This is a genomic window from Streptomyces sp. NPDC019224, assembly GCF_040632605.1.
Lineage (GTDB): Bacteria > Actinomycetota > Actinomycetes > Streptomycetales > Streptomycetaceae > Streptomyces.
This window is the reverse complement of record NZ_JBEYCF010000050.1, coordinates 14,473-34,433: the sequence shown is the minus strand read 5'-3', so window position 1 is coordinate 34,433 and position 19,961 is coordinate 14,473. Positions and strand designations below refer to the sequence as shown.

Here is a 19,961-nt window from a genome sequence, read left to right as displayed (position 1 = left end):
GGGGCGGGACGTGACGCCGTCACCATAGGTCGTCGAACGGCATATACAAACCAACGACTCGCGTGTGCCGCCCCCTTTTCGACGCCCCGCCCTCCTCACGCCCGCCTGATCCGGCGGACATCGGGCACGCAGGCGTTGGCCACGCCGGCGACGAGGATGACGGCGGAGCACACCAGCAGGACGCGCCCGCTGGTCCAGTACGCGGACGTGGCCGCGACCAGGAGGTACCCGAGCGGAATGGCGACGCGCTCCCCCACCGAGTTGAAGGAGCTGAGGCGCCCCAGCTCCTCGTCGGGCACCTGCTGCTGCATGGCCGTGGACCAGGCGACGATGGCCACGTCCATCCCCACCCCGGCGATCGCGGCGGCCGCCAGCACCCAGGGCAGCGGCAGCTCGAGCCCCAGGGCGGCCAGCGGCAGCATGAGCCCCGAGCTGGTCACGACGCAGACCAGCACCAGGCGCTGCGGCTTCCACAGCAGACAGACGACCGTCCCGGCCAGCAGCCCCGCGGCGAAGGCCCCCTGCACCAGCCCCCAGGAACCGGCGCCCGAGTAACTGCGGTCCGCCACGATCGGCCCGAGCAGCTGGTACCCGGCCAGCCAGGCGGCCACGACCGCCGTACCCGACAGCGTGTAGCTCCACAGCCAGGCGCGGGATCTGAACCCGGCCCACCCGACGCGCAGATCGGCCACGAGCCCGCCGCCGGAGCCCCCGGGGGACACGGCGCCCGCCAGCCGCAGCCCGGCCAGCAGGAACGCGGCGACGACGAAGGTGAGGGCGTCCCACCCGAGCGCCCAGGCGGGCCCGGTCAGCGTGACGACGAACCCGCCGACGACCGGCCCGACCACCTTGACGGCGTTCCTGGGCGCCCGGACCAGCGCGTTCGCCTGCTGGAGCTGCTCCGGCGGCACGAGCCGGGACGCCACCCCCTGAACCGCCGGTGCGGTGAACGCGGACGCCACCCCCGACGCGCAGGCGCACACGCTGATCGCGGCGGTGGTCGCCGTCCCGGTCGCGACGAGCACGGCGACGGCCGCCTGCGCGACACCGGCACCGAGGTTCCCGAGGAAAAGGATCCGGCTCCGGGACACCCGGTCCGCCAGCACCCCGCCGACGAGGAGGAAGACCAGGGCCGGAACGGTGTTGGCGGTGAGCACGATCCCGAGTGACCACGCTCCCCCGCCCTGCCCGATCACGGCGAACGCCAGCGCCACGGGCGCCATCGCCGACCCGGCCGCGGAGACCAGGTGGGCGAGCAGGAACCGCCGGAAGGCGGGCAGTTGCAACGGGGATCCGGCAGCGGAAGGAGGGGACCCGCCCCGGTCGCCGAGAGTCATCAGCTTGTCGCGCCCCTCACCCATGGCGGTCAGGTTAGAGGGAAGCGCGACCACCCCGGCACCCGGGCGTCGGGGGCGCCGCCCCGGCAGGGGCTACCGCTGCCCGTGATCGGGGTCCTCGTCCAGGCCGGGCAACTCCTCGTGCCCCTCCGAGTAGTGGTTGACCCAGCCGCAGAGCGCACAGGCGTACCGCCCGGCCAGGCCGTGCACCTCGGTGCCGCACCGCGCGCAGTCGGTGCGGGTGATCTCCGGAATCGTCGGCTCGAACTTACTGGTCACACGCGGACTGTACCGAGCGCGGCGCCCTCGGAGGAGTCCGCGTACGGACTGATCATGGTGTCGAAGTAACCCTCAGGCGTGGACTCCAGGAAGGCCGGCAGGTTGTCCAGGAAGGCACGCAGGGCGGGCGTGGCGTTGTGCCGGTCCACATCCTCCTGCGAGCGCCAGACCTCGTAGAGGAAGAACCGGCCGTCCTCCTGCTCGTGGAGGTGGTACTGCAGGTTGCCGGGTTCCCTCCGGGTGGGCTCGACGAGCGAGGACAGCGTGCGCCGGACTTCGTCGACGCGTTCCGGCCGCGGCCGCAGGAAGCCGTAAAGGGCAAGGGGAGCCGGGGAGTTGCCGATGTGGTTCGTCATGTCCCCCACGCTAGGATCTGACACCGATGTGAGGTTCAAGCGACCGCCCGACTCGGCCCCTGTGAGGTGCACCACATGAAGATCGGCGCTCTGGCCACGGCGACGAACACCTCCGTCCGGCTGCTGCGGTATTACGAGGAGCAGGGCCTCCTCGCCTCCCACCGCCTCCCCGGCGGCCACCGCCGTTACGACGCCGACGCCCCCGCCGTGGTCCGCCGCATCCGCTCGCTGCTGGACGCGGGTCTGCCGACCCGGATCATCCGCGACCTGCTTCCGTGCGTACGGGAGGACGGCACGGTGGCCATGTGCAAGCTGGAGACCCTGGAAGAGCACCTCCTGGGCCTGGACGACCGCATCTCCGCGCTCTCGGAGGCCCGTTCGTCCCTGGCGGGTCTGGTCAGGGCCGCCCGGGCCGCGTGATGCCGAGGGGCCCTGAGGTGTGCCGGCGAGCTTCAAGAGAACGCAGGAGGCCGCGCGCCTCACCAGCGCCGTGTCCGAGCCGAAGGAGGCGGGCACCGCCCCACCTCTTCCTGTCGGATCCCTCGGCCCATGCGGACCGAATCACACCCCGAGAAGGCCCCGGGGGCCCACCCGGCCGCGACTCAGGAGCAGATTCCGTGACGGTGTGGGCTCCTTGTGCCCCCTGAGCACGGGAAAACCCCCCGACCGAATCCGGTCGAGGGGCCGAGGCAGGCTTGCACCTGCGGTTGCCTACGGTGGGCGCGGACGGTTTCGAACCGCCGACATCTGCTTTGTAAGAGCAGCGCTCTACCCCTGAGCTACGCACCCGTGGATGAAGGAACAGGTTACATGCCCCACGGCACATGTCGACAATCGGTTACCCAGAGGGCCCGACCGGCTCGTACGGGGGCTAGCCCCACCCCCGAGACGGTAGCCGCCCGGATCGTCCGGGTGGGGCGGTACTGCCTACCGTAAGGGCACATCGCGGCGCCGGCCCAGGGGGACCTGATCACCATGACCATCCGTAATCGCAGCGCTCTCATGGCTTTCGGGGGCACCGTCCTGCTCGTCGCGGCGCTCAGTGGGTGCGGGAGCACGGACGTGGAGGACGCGCCCGTCGAGCACAAGTCGTTCGCGTACGAGGGGAAGGCGCTCACCATCGAAGCGGAGAACTCCGTCGTGGAGGTCGTCCCCGCCGATGTGGAGGAGATCGAGGTGACCCGGCGGGTCGACGGGTGGGTGGTCCTCGGGAACGGGCCGGACCCCGTATGGAAGCTGGAGGGGGGAACCCTCACGCTCCGGGTGAAGTGCGAAGCGATGATCAGCGACTGCGAGGCGCAGCACCAGGTGAAGGTGCCCCGCGGGCTCGCGCTGACCGTGGACGCGGACAACGGGAGGATCACCGCGTCCGAGTTCAGTACGCCGCTCAAGCTCTCCTCCGACAACGGCGGGGTCGTCGTCCGGGACGTCAGCGGGCCCCTGGACCTCAAGAGCGACAACGGGTCCGTCCGGGCCGAGCGGGTCTCCGCGCGGTCCGTGGTGGCCCGGTCGGACAACGGGTCCGTGGAACTCGATCTCACCCGGGTCCCGGATCTCGTGGACGCCGTGAGCGACAACGGACGCATCAGCATCGGCCTCCCCGCCGGCAGGACCTCGTACGCGGTGACCGCGTCAGCCGACAACGGCGACGTCTCCGTCGACGTCCCGCGCAGCGACAGCAGCCGGCACGTGGTGAAGGCCCGCAGCGACAACGGCGGGGTCACCGTCCGGTACGCGAGCTGAGAATCGGAGCATGGAGAGGAAACGCGACGCAGTCACCGCCCCGGCCGTGAACTAACCGGCCCGTGTGTTCGTCCTTACCTGGTGGGAGAATGTATCGGGCAGGGCGAAACGGCACGGGAGAGGCATGTGACGGCGACACACGCGCAGCCGCAGGCGGGAGTCGTCGGGGCGGTCCGGGAGCGGAGTCGGCGTCGCACGGCCGGGCGGGGGCTGCGTGACGTGTGCTTCCTCGTCCTCGCGCCCCTTCCCCTCCTCGCCGCCCTCCCCCTCGCCGTCGGCGGCGGTACGCGGCGGTGGTTCGGGGGGCGTGGTGAGGGCCAGCGGGCCGAGGCGCAGGCGGCCAAGGACGCGGCCGCCGAGGCGTTCTACGAGCTGGACACCGCCCAGCGCGACCTCAAGATCTCCATCGAGACCATTACCGCCGTCGACAGTTCGCCGGCCGCCCGCAAGGCCGTCGACGACTTCGCCGCGCTCGGCCGGCGCATCGACGAGGCGAGCCACGCGTACATCACGGCCGTCGATGCCCACGACCTCGACCGGGACGATCTCGAACCGTCCGTCGCCTCCCGGGCCCGGGCCGAGCTGACCTCTGCCCGGGAGCAGCTGGTACGCGTCAAGGGGGAGCTCGACCGGTTCGGCACCGGGCTCGGGCCGCTGCTCGGGAGCGCCGAGACGCAGCTCGCCCGGCTCGCCCCCGCCGTGGAGCGGGCGCGGCAGGCGCTCCTCGCCGCGAGCAACGCTCTCGATTCGGTGCGGGCGTCCGGGCTGCGGGCCGATGATCTCGCCGCCCGGCTCGCCGCCCTCGCCCCCGAGCTGACCAAGCTGAACCAGGGCGCCGGGCGTCACGGTGTGGCCGAGACCCTGCAGCGCGCCGACCGGGTGCTGCGCGATGCCGAGGCCGTACGGGCCGAGGCGGAGAAGCTGCCGGAGCGCGCCGCCGAGATCGACCGTCGGCTGGTGACCCTGCGCACCCGCGCCCAGGCCCTGACCACCCGCTCCGCGTCCGTCGAGCCGGTGCTCAGCGAGTTGCGGCGGCGGTTCTCCGCGGCCTGCTGGCAGGACCTCCAGCCGGTGCCGGAGCAGGCGGCGGTCAATGTGCGGCAGGCCGAGGAGAAGCTCAAGGAGGCGGCCCTGGCCCGCGACGAGCAGCGCTGGGCCGACGCCACCTCACGGCTGAGCACCGTCCGCGCCCTGCTCAACGCGACGGACGAGGCGGTGTCCGCCGCCGGTGACCGGCTGCGCCGGCTCGACGAGGTGGCCAAGGACCCGCAGCAGGAGATCCAGCGCACCCGGTTCGCCATCCGCGACGCCCAGCGGCTCGCCATGGCCGGGCGTCACACCCCCGAGCCGCGCCACGCCCGTCCGCTGGACGACGCGGTGGCCCGCCTCGACCAGGCGATCACGGGCCTGGAGAACCGCCATCCCGACTACTGGCACTTCCTCACCGTGACGGAGGGCCTGCGGCAGACCGCCGCCGATGTCGTCGCCGACATCCGCGAGGAGCGCGGCGCCGGGAGCCACTGACGCCCCTCGGCCGTGGACAGCCCGGGGCCGGAGGCCGATAACCTGACGTCATGCCTCGCTACGAATACCGCTGCCGCTCCTGTGGAGACACCTTCGAGCTCAGCCGGCCCATGGCCGAGTCCTCGGCCCCCGCCTCCTGCCCCGTTGGGCACGAGGACACCGTGAAGCTGCTCTCCGCCGTCGCTGTCGGCGGCTCGGCCGGTTCGGCGCCCGCACCCTCCTCCGGGGGCGGGGGCGGGGGCGGCTGCTGCGGGGGCGGCTGCTGCGGCTGACCCGTCGGCGCCCCGGGGGCCGGCAGAACCCGCGGACGGCACCCCGGGGCCCGGACCGCCGCGCCTTGGAACCGCCGCCCCGGGCGGCTACCGCTTGCGCGACAGGGTCAGGCCGTCCGACACCGTCAGCAGCACGCTGTCCATCCGCGCGTCCGCGGAGACGTGGTCGTTGAAGTCCTGGATGGCCTTCGCCGCGCCCGTCGCGTCCGGGTCGGTCACGCTGCCGTGGAACAGCACGTTGTCCGTGGTGATGACCCCGCCCTGCCGCATCCTGGGCACCAGTTCCTCCCAGTACGCGATGTAGTTGCCCTTGTCCGCGTCCAGGTAGGCGAAGTCGATGTGGGGTTCCTCGGGCATCGCGCGCAGGGTGTCCAGGGCGGGGGCGATGCGCAGGTCGACGCGGTCGGCGACGCCCGCCCTCTCCCACGCCTCGCGGCCGTACGCCGTCCACTCCTCCGAGACGTCGCAGGCGATCAGCCGCCCGTCCTCGGGCAGGGCCTGGGCCATCGCCAGGGCGGAGAAGCCCGTGAAGGTGCCGACCTCCACGATGTGCCGGGCGCCGGTCAGCCGCACGAGGAAGGCCAGCAACGGGCCTTGTTCCTCGGCGGACTGCATGCCCGCGTGGTCCGGGAGCTTCGCGTAGGTGGTCTCGACGAGTTCACGCTGCACGGCGTCCAGCGGCGGGTTGTGCGCCAGCATGTACGCGTACAGCTCATCGGTGATCTTGGTGGAGTTTCCCTTGGTCATCGCGCAACTCTCCGGTCGTCGGCCGCATGATTCCCCCGGCGGGCGGGAACGGCGCGACTCTAGCCGCCCGCCCCTGCCCGCGTGGGTGCGTTTCCCGGCGCGCCGGGTCCCCTCAGAGGCCCGAGGCCCGCAGGAAGCGACGCAGGATCTCCTCGCCCGCGGCCACGCCCCGCTCGGCGGTGGCCTCGACGTGCGCGGCGCTCCAGCCGGCGTCGGCGAGTTCGCCGTGGCCGGGGCGCCAGCCCCGGTCGGCGGCGAGCAGGAGGTCGGCGTCCAGGAGGGAGTCGCCGGCGGCGAGGGTGCGCGTCGTGCCGGCGCGGCGGGCGACCTCGCGCATGGCGGCGCTCTTGGTGAGCGGGCGCGGTACGGCGTAGATCTTGCGGCCCTGGAGGGATACGGTCCAGCCGCGCGGCTCCGCCCAGGCGGAGAGCTCCTTCGTCCACTCCGAGGGGAGTTCGGCGCGGTCCACGACGAGGTAGGCGAACAGGTCCTCGGCCACGCGTTCCTTCAGCAGCCACGCGGGGTCGGCGGTGGCGACGAGGTGGGCGCGGACCTCGGCGAGCGGGGCGCACTCGTCGGTCAGCCGGCGGGCGACGGTCCGCTGCCAGTCCCGGTCGGACTCGCCGTTCACCAGGATGTGGCCGCCGTTGGCGCAGATCGCGAACTCGGCGGGGGCGCCGGGGAGGCGGATGCGGTGGTACTGCTCGCGGGTGCGCGTGGTGGTGGGGACGAAGACCGTGGACGCGGCGGCGGTCAGGTCGGCGAGCAGCCCGGCGGCGGTCTCGGTGACGTACGAGAGGGGCCTGTGACCGTACATCTCGACGCAGAGCAACCGGGGTGCGCGTTCGTCGTCCATGGTGAGCTGGAGCGCGGCCGAGGAGTAGATCAGGGTGCGGTCGAGGTCGCTGGCGACGAGGGTGAGCGGAGAGTCCGTCACGCGGTCTCCACCGCCTTGCCGTCGGCGCCGGTCGCCCCGCGGGTGTACTTGGGGTGGATGAGGCCGACGCAGGTGTACGGGAGCGCGTCGACCTCCTCGACCGGTACGCCGCGCTGCTCGGCCAGCAGCCTGATGTGCTCCAGGTCCGGGCCGGCGCCGCGCCGGGCGAGGATCTTCCACGGGACGCGGCGCAGCAGGACCCGGGTGGTCTCGCCGACGCCCGGCTTCACGAGGTTGACGTCGTGGATGCCGTACTCCTCGCTGATGCGTTCCACGGCCGTCCAGCCCTCCCAGGTAGGGGCCCGGTCGGCGGTGAGCAGCTCCTTCACCTCGGCGTCCACGGCGTCCGCGACCTCGCCGAAGCGCTCGGCGACGGTGTCGAGGAAGAGGCCGGAGACGTCGGAGCCGGCGAGTTCGCGGTAGAACTTCGCGCCGTGGAAGTCGTACGGCCCGACCAGGTCGGCGCGCAGGACCGTACGGGAAATGAGCCCGGACACCGTGGAGTTGAGGCAGGCGGAGGGGATGAGGAAGTCCTCACGGGTGCCGTACGTCCGCACGCAGCCGCCCGGGTCGGCCAGCACCGCGATCTCCGGGTTGAAGCCCTGCGCTCCCCCACCCTTCTCGAACTCGGCTATGGCTGCGGCCAGTTCGCGGGTGATCGCGCCCTTGCCGGTCCAGCCGTCGACGAACACGACGTCGGCCGGGTCGTGTTGGCCGGCCAGCCAGCGCAGCGCGTTGGCGTCGATACCGCGTCCGCGCACGATGGAGACGGCGTAGTGGGGCAGTTCGATGCCGCGCCGCGCCTGGGCCCAGCGGCGCATCAGCACGCCGACCGGCGTACCGGCCCGTGCGAGCGACACGAGGACCGGGCGCGGGCCGCGCTCGGCGAGGACGGTCTCGGTGACCGTGCCCACGGCGCGGGCGATCCGGGCGGCCGACAGCGCGAGGGCGCTCTTGAACAGCTCCTGGTACTCGGCGGACGGCTGGTATTCGACGGGAAGCGACTCCGCGTAGTGCGCGCCCCCGCTCTGTATCGCCTCCTCGCGCTCCTCCGTGGGCGCTTCGAGGGGGGTGTCCGAGAGGTCCTGGAGCAGCCAGCCGACCTCGTCCGGCGCGTACGAGGAGAACGCGGGGCCCCGGAGGGGCTCGGGCAGCTGCATGGGGGCTTCTTCCTGGTGTGGGGAGGCGGTCGCCTTCGGTACGTACGAGGGGATCACCGCGAGCAGGAGCCGGGCGGTGTGGGGCGCGAGCCGGTCGAGCAGGCCCCCGGGGGCGTGGAGCGCCGGGGTGTCGGCGGCCGAGTCGACGACGAGGACCACGGCGTCGAAGCCGGCGCCGGCCACGTTGTACGCGTAGCGCTCGCCGGGGCCGTCGGCCGGGTCGTCGTGGGCGGGGAAGACGATCCGGGTGCGTATCGCGTAGCCGGGGTCGTCCACGGCGAGGACCGGGGAGCGGGTGGTCGTGGAGTAGCGGACCTCGGCGTCGGTGCGCTCCTCCAGGGCGGTGGCCAGGCGCAGTGGCGCGTACATCAGCTCCTCGAAGCCGAGGACGAGGACGCGGCGGGGCCCGTCGCCGAGCGCCCGCGCGACGCGGTCGGCCATGGCGGGCAGTGCGGCCTCCAGGAGGGCGCGGTGGGCCTGCGTGAAGCCGTGGCGCCCGCCGTCGGGCACACCGGCGGGCCAGCGGAGGTCGACACGGGTGTGGGGACGCGTCTGCGGGGTCTCCCCCTGAAGGCCGTCCCCGCCCCCGGCTTCCTGCTCCGCGACCAGCGCCTGCCCCTTCTCCAGGACGCCGTCCGGGAGCGTGACGGTGCCGGTGTTGCGGGCCAGCAGGTCGACGCGGGCACCGGTCTCCGCCGCGAACTCCGCCAGCCGGCCCCGGTCGGCCGGTGAGCGCATGTCGACCAGGGCCACGATGACGTACCGGTCGCGGGGGTAGCGCTCGTGCAGGGCGCGGATCGTGTTGAGGACGGTGTTGCCGGTGGAGAACTCGTCGTCCACGAGCACCAGCGCCGAGCCGTCCCCGCCGCGTCCGTCCGCCGCCAGCAGCTCCGGGTCCTCCGGCAGCAGCAGGTGCGAGGTGGCGTGCGAGTGGGCCTCCTCGAAGCCGCCCGCCCGGGCCACGCCGGGGACGGGCCTGCGGGTCGAGTGGATGTAGGGGGCGTCGCCGAGGCCGTCGGCGACCGAGTGGCCCAGGCCCGTGGCCGTCTCCGCGTAGCCGAGGACGACCGCGCGCCGCGCCCCGTCCTCGCCGAGCAGCGCGCGCACCCGGCGGCCCAGCTCGTAGCCGGTGGCGTACACGACGGACGGGCGCTGCGGGACGTGTTTGCCGAGCACGTTCGACACGAGCAGGTGCGCCCGCTTGGGGTTGCGCCGCAGGGCGAGGCCCAGCAGCTCGCGCAGCTCCCCGTCGCCCACCAGCCCGACGCCCAGTCGCTCTGCCACCCAGCTACCCGACCACACCACGTTCGCGTCTCTTTCCACTCGACTGCCGGGTCCGGTGCCGCTGCGGCACCGGCCGTCCTTACTCGATCCTCCCGCCGGTCCCGGTCACTCCGCGAGGCAGGCCTCCAGCAGATCCACGAAGCCGACGTCCTCCCGGGCCACGCCGAAGACCTCGGCGCGCAGCAGCGTGCGTTCGGCCCAGGCCCGGTGGGGTTTCACCTCGTTCATCTTGTTCGTGTACGCGGAGCGCAGCACGCCGCCGCCGTTGCTCTCGGGGCGCAGGATGTCCCGGGCGTCGCTGAACTCCTCGTGGCTGACCACGGACAGCGCGTGCACGGGGGCGACGTGCGAGGGGTGGATGCAGGTCTTGCCGAGCAGGCCGTTGGCCCGGTCCAGCTCGATCTCGCGCAGCAGTCCGTCCAGGTCGTGGGCGATGAGCTCGGTGCGCAGCTCCTCGGCCCGGTTCTCCTGGAAGGGGCTGTTCCGCAACTGCGGCTTGAACATGCGCTCCTGGCGGGGGAAGTACTCCCACACGGGTCCGGTGACCGTGAAGCCCGTGCCGTCGGCCCGGCCGAGCATGTTGACGACGTCCGCGATGACGTGGGCGACGATTCCGACGTCGTACGCCGTCATGTCGGGGGCGCGCCGCAGTCCGTACGCCGAGCAGAAGTCGGTGACGCCGAGCCGCAGCGCGAGCACCCGGTCGCGGTGCGCGGCGATGGTCTCGGCGATGCCCCGGAGGGTGGCACGGCGGGTCTCCAGGTGCAGGAGTTCGGGCGATTCGAGCACGGGCATGGCGAAGAGCCGCCGGCCGGTGGCGGCCTCGGCCTTGGTCAGCGCCTCCATGAACGGTCCACCGCGTTCGCGGGTGAACTTGGGAAGTACGAACCCGGACAGCAGCCGGACCGACGCGCCGAGGCGGCGCACCAGGTCGGTGATCTGCGCGGGTTCGCGGACCCGGATGAACAGCAGCGGCAGCTCGGTGGGCCGGGCGTCGAGGTCCGCGAACTGCCTGACCAGGTTCTCCTCGGCTCCGGCCACCTCGGAGTCGTCGATCGAGTCCTCCAGGCACAGCACCATCGAGACGACTCCGCGTCCGGCCAGCTTGACGATGTCGTCGGCGAGCCGGGTCCGGGTGGCGGGGCTGTAGAGCGTGGCGCCCAGGGCGGCGGAGAGGAGCGGGGCCGACGAGTCGGCATCGAACGCACAGGGTTCCTGGAAGAAGAGCCCGTCCTTCGCAGCAGCTGCAATATGCCCGAAATGACGCATGCAATTCCCCCCGTACTCTCTGACCGACCGGACAACGTGTGGCCGGTAATAGTACGTACGAACGGGTGTCGGCAGTTCCCTCTCCAGGTGAATTGCGGATGGCTTGCCCGTTTCGCACGTGTCTCCAAAAGAGCGGAGCGGGTGAAACCGGTCCATCCGCGGGACACGGACCGCGCCCCCCGCGTTGTCCGCACGGGCGGCCAGCAGGCAGGATGACCGGCATGACGCACGCGATGGTGAAAGGCTCGAACGTCCCTCTCGACGCCATGGCCGTACGGGCCGTGCTGCGCTGGACACCTGGCGCCGGGGTGCCCGATGTGGACGCCTCGGCCCTGCTGCTCGGCGCCGGCGGGCGCGTGCGCTCGGACGAGGACTTCGTCTTCTACAACCAGCCGCGCCACCCCTCCGGCCTGGTGCGCAGGCTGCCCAAGCGCAGCCTCCCCGAGGGTCTGACGGACACCATCGAGGCCGATCTGAACGCGCTCGATCCGTCGGTCGACCAGGTGGTCATCGCCGCGTCCTCGGACGGGGCCGCCTTCGGGCAGGTACGCGATCTGCGCATCCTGATCCACGACGCGGCGGCGGCCGACGGCGAACCGCTCGCCGTGTTCGACGTGCGCGCGGAGACCGGCGAGGAGACCGCGATCATCTGCGGTGAGCTGTACCGGCGCGGCGACGGCTGGAAGTTCCGGGCGGTCGGGCAGGGCTACCCGACCGGTCTCATCGGTCTCGCGACCGCGTTCGGCATCTCGGTCGACGAGGCGGAGCCCGAGCCCCAGGCGCCCGCCCCGGCAGAGCCGGAGCCGCAGCACCGGCCCGACGCGGTGCCGCCCGCGCCCGCGTTCCCGCCGGCCCCCGCCCCCGACTCGCAGGCGACCGTCCTGCACCAGCAGCCCGCGTACGGCTACCCCCAGCCCCCCGTCACCCCGGCGCCGCGGCCCGCGTACGGATACCCCCAGCCGGCCTCCGCGCAGCCCGCGTACGGCTATCCGCAGCCCGCGCCGGCGGCCGCGCCCGCTCCCGACCCGAATTTCGTGCTGCCCCCGCAGGGACCACAGTTCATACGCCCCTAAGCACGCGTTTTGTAGCCGCGGCCCCACTGCATGCCGAAGCCGTACATCCGGTCCAGCTCGGACTGGAAGCCGTAGACGAACTTCACCTCGCGCCGCACGATCAGTTCGTCCTTGATGTTCTCCATCGTGAACACCGCGCAGGAGCGGGCCTGCGGGGCGCGCTCGTCCAGCTCGATCTCGATGCGCGGTCCGTTGCCCGGATAGAGCGTCACCTTGGCGTGCGTACGGTCGAAGGCCGGGGTCTGGTCGTAGATGTAGACGAAGAACAGCAGCCGCTTGAGGTGCTCGCGCTGGTCGAGGTTGACGTAGAGCGTCTCGCCGGAGGGGGCTCCGAAGCGGTCGTCGCCACTGAGCCTGATGTAGGGCGGCCCGTTCAGATCGCCGAGCAGGTTGCCCAGCGGCTGCACCACACCCTTGGTGCCGTCCGCCAGTTCGTACATGCAGCCGAGGTCCAGGTCGACGTCGACCACGCCCTGGGTGTGCGCCTGGACGGCCTCCGGCTGGAAGAACCTGAGCGGACGCCGCAGCCGGCCGCTCCCGCGGGAGCGGCCCTCGATGTCCGAGGTGCGCATGCGCCAGGAGAGGTTGACCCGGACGTTGCCGCTGAGCGCGCCCTGCTTGGTCAGCGAGACCGTGGGGTGCCGCCGGGTCAGCACGATGGAGTTGGTGGCCGCGCTGCCCGACTCGAACTGTGTCTCCCGCCCCGGCCACAGGCTGTTCCAGAACGCCATCCCCGACCCCGCCCTCTCGGTCCCTCACCCGTCGCATGCGGCGCATACGACGCACACACCACTGCGGGGCGGCTCCGGGCCGCCTCCGGGTGAGTCCGGAGACGTTGCCGTACGAGCCGCCCCGCAGGGAGCGTTCCCTCAATTCCTACCGGGTCACACCCCGGCAGTCACTTCGCCCTTGCCTTCCTCCGCCGCCAGCGCCTTGTTGCGGCGGACCGAGGACCAGAAGGACCAGGCGATCAGGACGACACCGATCAGACCGGTGATGATCTCGTTGATCTCGTACTGGATCGTGACGAGCAGGAGGACCGCCAGCGCGCCGATCGCGTAGTGGGCGCCGTGCTCCAGGTAGACGTAGTCGTCCAGGGTGCCCTGGCGGACCAGGTAGACCGTGAGCGAACGGACGTACATGGCGCCGATGCCGAGGCCGAGCGCCATGAGCACGATCTCGTTGGTGATGGCGAAGGCGCCGATCACGCCGTCGAACGAGAAGGAGGCGTCGAGCACTTCCAGGTAGAGGAACATGAAGAACGCGGCCTTGCCGCTGAGGGCGACCGCGGAGATCTTCTTGCCGCTCCGCTTGGCCTCTTCCTCCGCCTCGTGTTCGCGCTCCTCCTCCTCTTCGAGCTTGTCCTCGAAGAAGCCGGAGAGCCCGCCGACGATGAGGTACGTGATCAGACCCGCGATGCCGGAGAGCATGACGGTCTCCGCCTTGTCCACGTGTCCGCCGCCGTGCTGGTGCGCGTGGGTGGCGACGGTCATGGCGGAGATCAGCAGGACGATGAGCGCGATGCAGACCGACAGCATGTCGACCTTGCCGAGCTTCGCGAGCGGGCGCTCGATCCAGCGCAGCCACTGGATGTCACGGTCCTCGAAGATGAAGTCGAGGAAGATCATGAGCAGGAACATGCCACCGAAGGAGGCGATCGCCGGGTGGGCGTCCGTGACCAGTTCCTTGTAGCGGTCCGGGTCGTTGAAGGAGAGGTCGATGGCCTCGATCGGACCGAGCTTGGCGGTGACGGCCACGATCACGACGGGGAAGACCAGCCGCATACCGAAGACCGCGATCAGCACGCCGATCGTGAGGAAGATCTTCTGCCAGAAGGCGGACATCTTCTTCAGGATTCCGGCGTTGACCACCGCGTTGTCGAACGACAGCGAGATCTCCAGGACGGAAAGGATCGCCACCACGCCGAAGGCTTCCCACCCCCCGTAGAAGAACGCGGCCACGAGACCGATCACGGTGATCGCGAACGACCACCCGAAGGTTTTCAGAAGCACTGGCTACCCCATCATGTATGTAACGGGTCTCCCCCGATGTGCACGGGGCTCCCCCGCGCCGTGCGCGGCTTTACGAAACGTTGACCCCGAAGTCTAGAGCGATGCCTCGCAGTCCCGACGCGTACCCCTGACCAACCGCACGGAACTTCCACTCGCCGTTGTAGCGGTAGAGCTCGCCGAAGATCATCGCGGTCTCCGTGGAGGCGTCCTCGCTGAGGTCGTAACGCGCGAGTTCCTGACCGTCCGCCTGATTGACGACGCGGATGAACGCATTGCTGACCTGACCGAATGTCTGACCGCGGTTGTCGGCCTCGTGAATCGAGACCGGAAAGACGATCTTGTCGCAGTGGGCCGGCACCTGCGTGAGGTTCACGATGACCGACTCGTCGTCGCCGTCGCCTTCACCCGTGAGGTTGTCACCGGTGTGCTCCACGGAACCGTCGGGGCTCGTGAGGTTGTTGTAGAACACGAACCACTCGTCGCCGAGCACCCGTCCCGACTGGCACAGCAGCGCGCTGGCGTCGAGGTCGAAGTCGGCCCCCGTCGTGGATCGTGCGTCCCAGCCGAGCCCGACCAGCACCTGGGTGAGATTGGGTGCGGCCTTGGAGAGGGAGACGTTGCCTCCCTTGGCGAGTGTGACGCCCATGGTGTGTCCTCCCCGAGTCTATGAACCGTCTTCTGTACGGGACGGGGCCGCCGGCCGAACCCGTACGGCCCGCGACACCGTCCATTGAGCACGTCCGGCGCCGCACGTGGTGCGGCGCCGGACGGAGACGCTGATGCCGGGGCCCGGCCCCGGGCAGGTCAGACGTTGACGCCGAAGTCCTGCGCGATGCCGCGCAGACCGGAGGCGTACCCCTGGCCGATGGCGCGGAACTTCCACTCCGCGCCGTTGCGGTACAGCTCACCGAAGACCATGGCGGTCTCGGTCGAGGCGTCCTCGGACAGGTCGTAGCGCGCGAGCTCGCTGTTGTCGGCCTGGTTGACGACGCGGATGTACGCGTTGCGGACCTGGCCGAAGCTCTGCTGGCGGGACTCGGCCTCGTAGATCGAGACCGGGAAGACGATCTTGTCGACGTCCGCCGGAACCGTGGCCAGGTTGACCTTGATGACCTCGTCGTCGCCCTCGCCCTCACCGGTGAGGTTGTCACCGGTGTGCTCGACGGAGCCCTCGGGGCTCTTGAGGTTGTTGAAGAAGACGAAGTTGCCGTCGTTGGCGACCTTGCCCTCGGCGTTCGTCAGCAGAGCACTGGCGTCGAGGTCGAAGTCCCCACCGGTGGTGGTACGGGCGTCCCAGCCGAGACCCACGATGACCGCGGTCAGGTTGGGCGCGGCCTTGGTCAGCGAGACGTTGCCGCCCTTGCTGAGGCTGACTCCCACGAGTCCTCCCATTGGTTTCTTGGGGGCCGGCCGGTGCCGGCGCCTCCACGTCGTGTTGACATCGGATCAACGAGTGGATCCTAGTGACCGGTTCCCGCCCGAAACAGGCTTTCGGGCCCAGGTCGGCCCGCAATCCGTCCGAAGCCGGATCAGAGGGCGCCGAGCGCCTTGATGTAGTCGTTGAGGTCGCGTGCGTCGGGCAGCCCGTTGACGACCGTCCAGCGCACCACACCCTCCTTGTCGATGATGAAGGTGCCGCGCACCGCGCAGCCCTTCTCCTCGTCGAAGACGCCGTAGGCCCGCGAGGTCTCGCCGTGCGGCCAGAAGTCGGACAGCAGCGGGTACTCCAGGCCCTCCTGCTCGGCGAAGACGCGCAGGGTGTGGATGGAGTCGTTGGAGACGGCCAGCAGCTGCGTGTCGTCGTTCTCGAACGTGGGCAGCTCGTCGCGGAGCGCGCACAGCTCGCCCGTGCAGACGCCGGTGAAGGCGAACGGGTAGAACAGCAGCACCACGTTCTTCTCGCCGCGGAAGTCGGAGAGCTTCACGGTCCGGCCGTGGTTGTCCTTCAGCTCGAAATCCGGGGCCTGGGTGCCGACTTCGATCGCCATGAAACGCGTCCCTTCGCTACGTCACCGGGCTGGGCTGTCCGGGTGACCCCCACCCTACGCAGAGCCCCCGGGCGGCCGTGCGGCACCCGGGAAGGCTTCCCGCGTACGGGCGCATCAAGCCAGTGATCGGCGAGGACGCATGTACGAAGGCCCCCGGCCGGCGCGATGCCTGTCGGGGGCCTTCAGGGGTTGGTGGGGTCAGCGCTTGGCCTTGGCCGCTTTGGGCGTGACAAGACGGCTTCCCGACCAGTCCTTGCCCGCGCTGACGCTCTTGGTCTGGGCGAGCCCGGCGGTCTGGGAGGCCTCGTTGATGTCGCTCGGCTCGACGTATCCGTCGCGGCCGGTCTTCGGCGTCATCAGCCAGACCACACCGCCGTCCTCGAGCAGACCAATGGCATCCACCAGCGCGTCCGTAAGGTCGCCGTCCTCGTCACGGAACCAGAGCAGGACGACGTCAGCGATGTCGTCGTACTCCTCGTCGACGAGGTCCTGGCCGGTAATGGCCTCAATGCCCTCACGGAGCTCCAGCTCGACGTCTTCGTCGTAGCCGATCTCCTGGACCACCTGTCCGGGCTCGAACCCCAGGCGTGTCGCCGGGTTGGTCCGCTCCTCCGCGTGGTCCGCGGTCGCGCTCACGGGTTGCCTCCTGATCATGTTCGGAAAATGCTTCAGCCACGCGCGTGCGCGGGGCGTTGGCCGTAGTCCACACGGGAGCGGCGGATCGCGCAAGTACCCAGCGTACGAGACCGCCTAAACGGTGACGTTTCCTGTCACGTCGCCGTACTGCCGGCGGCCCCCTGCGAGGGCCCGCGTCCTCCTCCACCCCCCTGAGGTCCTACGTCCTTGGACAGCTTATGCCGTTTCGGTCCGGCATCCGGAGTCGAGCAGGGTTTGGGAACACTTGGACGCCTTGGGCGTATGGTGGCGGTCCGTCCCCTGCCGTCCCGCATGCCCCGTCCTGTCCGACACCTCCTGCCTGCACCGATACCCACTCGGCAGCCGTCCATCCGCCCCGGCGGAACCGGGTCCGCGACGAGTTCGCGGTTACCTCTCGGTAGAGATGACGTACGCGTTCCAGCGGTACACGATGGGGATGGCGTACACATCCTCATGTCCGGGGGCATGACTCCCGTAAACAGGCCCCGAAGCGCAGCACCGAACAGCGAAGGAACAGCGTGGCTTCCGGATCCGATCGCAACCCGATCATCATTGGCGGCCTTCCGAGTCAGGTCCCGGATTTCGATCCCGAAGAGACCCAGGAATGGCTCGACTCCCTCGACGCCGCCGTCGACGAGCGAGGCCGTGAGCGGGCCCGCTATCTCATGCTCCGGCTCATCGAGCGAGCGCGCGAGAAGCGTGTCGCGGTGCCGGAGATGCGCAGCACGGACTACGTGAACACGATCGCCACGAAGGACGAGCCGTTCTTCCCCGGCGACGAGGAAATCGAACGCAAGATCCTCAACGCGACCCGCTGGAATGCGGCCGTGATGGTTTCGCGCGCCCAGCGTCCGGGGATCGGCGTGGGCGGGCACATCGCCACGTTCGCTTCCTCCGCCTCGTTGTACGACGTCGGGTTCAACCACTTCTTCCGGGGCAAGGACGACGGTCTGGGCGGTGACCAGATCTTCTTCCAGGGGCACGCGTCCCCCGGCATCTACGCCCGCGCGTTCCTGCTGGACCGGCTGAGCGAGGCGCAGCTCGACGCGTTCCGCCAGGAGAGGTCGAAGGCGCCGCACGGGCTGTCCAGCTACCCGCACCCGCGGCTGATGCCGGACTTCTGGGAGTTCCCGACGGTCTCGATGGGCCTCGGCCCGCTCGGCGCGATCTACCAGGCGCGGATGAACCGCTACATGGAGGCGCGCGGCATCGCCGACACGTCGAACTCTCATGTGTGGGCTTACCTCGGCGACGGCGAGATGGACGAGCCGGAGTCGCTGGGGCAGCTGTCGATCGCCGCCCGCGAGGGCCTGGACAACCTGACCTTCGTCGTCAACTGCAACCTCCAGCGCCTCGACGGGCCGGTGCGCGGCAACGGCAAGGTCATCCAGGAGCTGGAGTCCCAGTTCCGGGGTGCCGGGTGGAACGTCATCAAGCTGGTCTGGGACCGCTCCTGGGACCCGCTGCTGGCGCAGGACCGCACGGGCATCCTGGTCAACAAGCTGAACACGACGCCGGACGGGCAGTTCCAGACGTACGCGACGGAGACCGGCGCGTACATCCGGGAGCACTTCTTCGGGGACGACCCCCGGCTGCGCGAGATGGTCAAGGACATGACCGACCAGCAGATCCTGCACCTGGGGCGCGGCGGTCACGACCACCGCAAGGTGTACGCGGCGTACGCGGCGGCCAAGGCCCACAAGGGCCAGCCGACGGTGATCCTGGCGCAGACGGTCAAGGGCTGGACCCTCGGGCCGAACTTCGAGGGGCGCAACGCGACCCACCAGATGAAGAAGCTCACCGCCGAGGACCTGAAGCGGTTCCGGGACCGGCTGCACATCCCGATCGCGGACTCCCGGCTGGAGGACGGCAACCCGCCGTACTACCACCCGGGCCACGACTCGGAGGAGATCCAGTACATGCACGACCGCCGCAAGGGCCTGGGCGGTTACGTCCCGACCCGCGTGGTGCGCGCGAAGCCGTTGCCGCTGCCCGCCGACAAGACGTATGCGACGGCGAAGAAGGGTTCGGGTCAGCAGTCGATCGCCACCACCATGGCGTTTGTCCGCATCCTGAAGGACCTCATGCGGGACAAGGAGATCGGCAAGCGCTTCGTGCTGATCGCACCCGACGAGTACCGCACCTTCGGCATGGACGCGTTCTTCCCGAGCGCGAAGATCTACAACCCGCTGGGGCAGCAGTACGAGTCGGTGGACCGCGATCTGCTGCTCGCGTACAAGGAGTCGCCGACCGGGCAGATGCTGCACGACGGCATCTCGGAGGCGGGCTGCACGGCCTCGCTGATCGCCGCGGGCTCGGCGTACGCGACGCACGGCGAGCCGCTGATCCCGGTGTACGTCTTCTACTCGATGTTCGGCTTCCAGCGCACCGGTGACCAGTTCTGGCAGATGGCCGACCAGCTCGCGCGCGGCTTCGTGCTGGGCGCGACCGCCGGCCGTACGACGCTGACCGGCGAGGGCCTCCAGCACGCCGACGGGCACTCCCAGCTGCTGGCCTCGACCAACCCGGGCTGTGTGGCCTACGACCCGGCGTTCGGGTACGAGATCGCGCACATCGTCCAGGACGGGCTGCGCCGGATGTACGGCGAGAACAGCGAGGACGTCTTCTACTACCTCACCGTCTACAACGAGCCGATCCAGCACCCCGCGGAGCCCGCCGACGTGGACGTCGAGGGCATCCTGAAGGGCGTCTACCGCTACAGCCGCGGCGAGAAGGGCGAGATCCCGGCCCAGATCCTGGCGTCCGGCGTGGCGGTGCCGTGGGCGGTCGAGGCGCAGCGCATCCTCGCCGACGAGTGGAACGTGAAGGCGGATGTCTGGTCGGCGACCTCCTGGAACGAGCTGCGGCGCGAGGCCGTGGACGTGGAGCGGTACAACCTGCTGCACCCGGAGGAGGAGCAGCGCGTCCCGTACGTGACGCGGAAGCTGTCCGGGGCGCAGGGGCCGTTCGTGGCGGTGTCGGACTGGATGCGGTCCGTGCCGGACCAGATCGCCCGCTGGGTGCCCGGTGCGTACCAGTCGCTGGGTGCGGACGGGTTCGGGTTCGCGGACACGCGGGGCGCGGCGCGGCGGTACTTCCACATCGACGCGCCGTCGATCGTGCTCGCGGTGCTCACCGAGCTGGCGAAGGACGGGAAGATCGACCGGTCGGCGCTGAAGACGGCGGTCGACCGCTACGAGCTGCTGGACGTGGCCTCGGCCGATCCGGGGGCCGCGGGCGGCGACGCGTAACGCTGCGACCGGTGCGGGGCGGCGGGGCCCGGGAGGGTGCCGCCGCCCCGCGGCGTGTCCGGCGCCGGCCGG

19 protein-coding genes and 1 tRNA gene are annotated in these 19,961 nt (G+C 70.7%); 6 read left to right on the top strand and 14 right to left on the bottom strand.

The genetic code is table 11. The annotated features are described in order from the left end of the window. Nucleotides 1–95: 95 nt before the first annotated feature. The 3 genes from ABZ564_RS26245 to ABZ564_RS26235 all read right to left on the bottom strand — a co-directional run bounded on the left by ABZ564_RS26245 (nt 96) and on the right by ABZ564_RS26235 (nt 1,972). Nucleotides 96–1,337: an MFS transporter gene (locus ABZ564_RS26245; protein WP_360861153.1), complete on the bottom strand. Its 1,242-nt coding sequence runs from the start codon at nt 1,335–1,337 to the stop codon at nt 96–98. Nucleotides 1,338–1,430: 93 nt separating this feature from the next. Then, entirely contained in the window at nt 1,431–1,616 is a 186-nt protein-coding gene (locus tag ABZ564_RS26240) for a hypothetical protein (protein ID WP_360861112.1), read from the bottom strand. Further along, nucleotides 1,613–1,972 (bottom strand): putative quinol monooxygenase, encoded by a 360-nt coding sequence (locus tag ABZ564_RS26235; RefSeq protein ID WP_360861110.1) that lies wholly within the window; start codon nt 1,970–1,972, stop codon nt 1,613–1,615. The genes ABZ564_RS26240 and ABZ564_RS26235 overlap by 4 nt, the downstream gene beginning before the upstream one ends. A gap of 75 nt (nt 1,973–2,047) precedes the next feature. Between ABZ564_RS26235 and ABZ564_RS26230 the strand changes: the two genes are divergently transcribed. Then, the gene (locus tag ABZ564_RS26230) at nt 2,048–2,392 is read left to right on the top strand and encodes a MerR family transcriptional regulator (RefSeq protein ID WP_360861108.1); all 345 of its coding nucleotides are present in this window, start codon (nt 2,048–2,050) and stop codon (nt 2,390–2,392) included. A gap of 297 nt (nt 2,393–2,689) precedes the next feature. Here the strand turns inward: ABZ564_RS26230 and ABZ564_RS26225 are convergent. Beyond that, nucleotides 2,690–2,761: transfer RNA gene (locus ABZ564_RS26225), tRNA-Val, on the bottom strand. 186 nt (nt 2,762–2,947) lie between these two features. On the opposite strand from ABZ564_RS26225, the gene ABZ564_RS26220 reads away from it, so the two are divergent. From ABZ564_RS26220 to ABZ564_RS26210, 3 genes are all read left to right on the top strand, one after another. Further along, complete coding sequence (locus ABZ564_RS26220; RefSeq protein ID WP_360861106.1) at nt 2,948–3,715, top strand: DUF4097 family beta strand repeat-containing protein; 768 nt, start codon at nt 2,948–2,950, stop codon at nt 3,713–3,715. A gap of 126 nt (nt 3,716–3,841) precedes the next feature. After that, a complete protein-coding gene (locus tag ABZ564_RS26215) occupies nt 3,842–5,239 on the top strand; it encodes a hypothetical protein (protein WP_360861104.1) in 1,398 nt (465 codons plus the stop codon). Between the two features lie 50 nt (nt 5,240–5,289). Beyond that, a complete protein-coding gene (locus ABZ564_RS26210) occupies nt 5,290–5,511 on the top strand; it encodes a zinc ribbon domain-containing protein (RefSeq protein WP_360861102.1) in 222 nt (73 codons plus the stop codon). 87 nt (nt 5,512–5,598) lie between these two features. Here the strand turns inward: ABZ564_RS26210 and ABZ564_RS26205 are convergent, their stop codons facing one another. The 4 genes from ABZ564_RS26205 to ABZ564_RS26190 all read right to left on the bottom strand — a co-directional run bounded on the left by ABZ564_RS26205 (nt 5,599) and on the right by ABZ564_RS26190 (nt 10,908). Beyond that, complete coding sequence (locus ABZ564_RS26205) at nt 5,599–6,258, bottom strand: class I SAM-dependent methyltransferase (protein ID WP_360861100.1); 660 nt, start codon at nt 6,256–6,258, stop codon at nt 5,599–5,601. A gap of 112 nt (nt 6,259–6,370) precedes the next feature. Beyond that, nucleotides 6,371–7,195: an HAD family hydrolase gene (locus tag ABZ564_RS26200; RefSeq protein WP_360861098.1), complete on the bottom strand. Its 825-nt coding sequence runs from the start codon at nt 7,193–7,195 to the stop codon at nt 6,371–6,373. Further along, complete coding sequence (locus ABZ564_RS26195) at nt 7,192–9,639, bottom strand: phosphoribosyltransferase (RefSeq protein WP_360861096.1); 2,448 nt, start codon at nt 9,637–9,639, stop codon at nt 7,192–7,194. The genes ABZ564_RS26200 and ABZ564_RS26195 overlap by 4 nt, the downstream gene beginning before the upstream one ends. 105 nt (nt 9,640–9,744) lie before the next feature. Further along, a complete protein-coding gene (locus ABZ564_RS26190; protein WP_360861094.1) occupies nt 9,745–10,908 on the bottom strand; it encodes an HpcH/HpaI aldolase/citrate lyase family protein in 1,164 nt (387 codons plus the stop codon). A gap of 221 nt (nt 10,909–11,129) precedes the next feature. On the opposite strand from ABZ564_RS26190, the gene ABZ564_RS26185 reads away from it, so the two are divergent. Beyond that, nucleotides 11,130–11,981, top strand: a complete 852-nt coding sequence (locus ABZ564_RS26185) for a TerD family protein (RefSeq protein WP_360861092.1) — start codon at nt 11,130–11,132, stop codon at nt 11,979–11,981. On the opposite strand, the gene ABZ564_RS26180 is transcribed toward ABZ564_RS26185, so the two are convergent. The 6 genes from ABZ564_RS26180 to ABZ564_RS26155 all read right to left on the bottom strand — a co-directional run bounded on the left by ABZ564_RS26180 (nt 11,978) and on the right by ABZ564_RS26155 (nt 16,617). Beyond that, nucleotides 11,978–12,712 (bottom strand): Tellurium resistance, encoded by a 735-nt coding sequence (locus tag ABZ564_RS26180; RefSeq protein WP_360861090.1) that lies wholly within the window; start codon nt 12,710–12,712, stop codon nt 11,978–11,980. The two genes, ABZ564_RS26185 and ABZ564_RS26180, sit on opposite strands and share 4 nt — an antisense overlap. A 153-nt stretch (nt 12,713–12,865) precedes the next feature. Then, nucleotides 12,866–13,993, bottom strand: a complete 1,128-nt coding sequence (locus ABZ564_RS26175; protein ID WP_360861088.1) for a DUF475 domain-containing protein — start codon at nt 13,991–13,993, stop codon at nt 12,866–12,868. 70 nt (nt 13,994–14,063) lie between these two features. After that, nucleotides 14,064–14,639 carry a TerD family protein gene (locus ABZ564_RS26170; RefSeq protein WP_360861086.1) on the bottom strand — a complete coding sequence of 192 codons (576 nt, stop codon included), beginning with the start codon at nt 14,637–14,639 and terminating at the stop codon, nt 14,064–14,066. A 158-nt stretch (nt 14,640–14,797) separates the two neighbouring features. Further along, complete coding sequence (locus tag ABZ564_RS26165; RefSeq protein WP_360861085.1) at nt 14,798–15,373, bottom strand: TerD family protein; 576 nt, start codon at nt 15,371–15,373, stop codon at nt 14,798–14,800. A 149-nt stretch (nt 15,374–15,522) separates the two neighbouring features. Further along, on the bottom strand, nt 15,523–15,981 hold the full coding sequence (locus ABZ564_RS26160) for a peroxiredoxin (RefSeq protein ID WP_360861083.1): 459 nt from the start codon (nt 15,979–15,981) through the stop codon (nt 15,523–15,525). A gap of 198 nt (nt 15,982–16,179) precedes the next feature. Beyond that, nucleotides 16,180–16,617 (bottom strand): DUF3052 domain-containing protein, encoded by a 438-nt coding sequence (locus tag ABZ564_RS26155; protein WP_360861081.1) that lies wholly within the window; start codon nt 16,615–16,617, stop codon nt 16,180–16,182. Nucleotides 16,618–17,156: 539 nt separating this feature from the next. Between ABZ564_RS26155 and aceE the strand changes: the two genes are divergently transcribed. Beyond that, on the top strand, nt 17,157–19,889 hold the full coding sequence (aceE, locus tag ABZ564_RS26150) for a pyruvate dehydrogenase (acetyl-transferring), homodimeric type (protein ID WP_360861079.1): 2,733 nt from the start codon (nt 17,157–17,159) through the stop codon (nt 19,887–19,889). Nucleotides 19,890–19,961 lie beyond the last annotated feature (72 nt).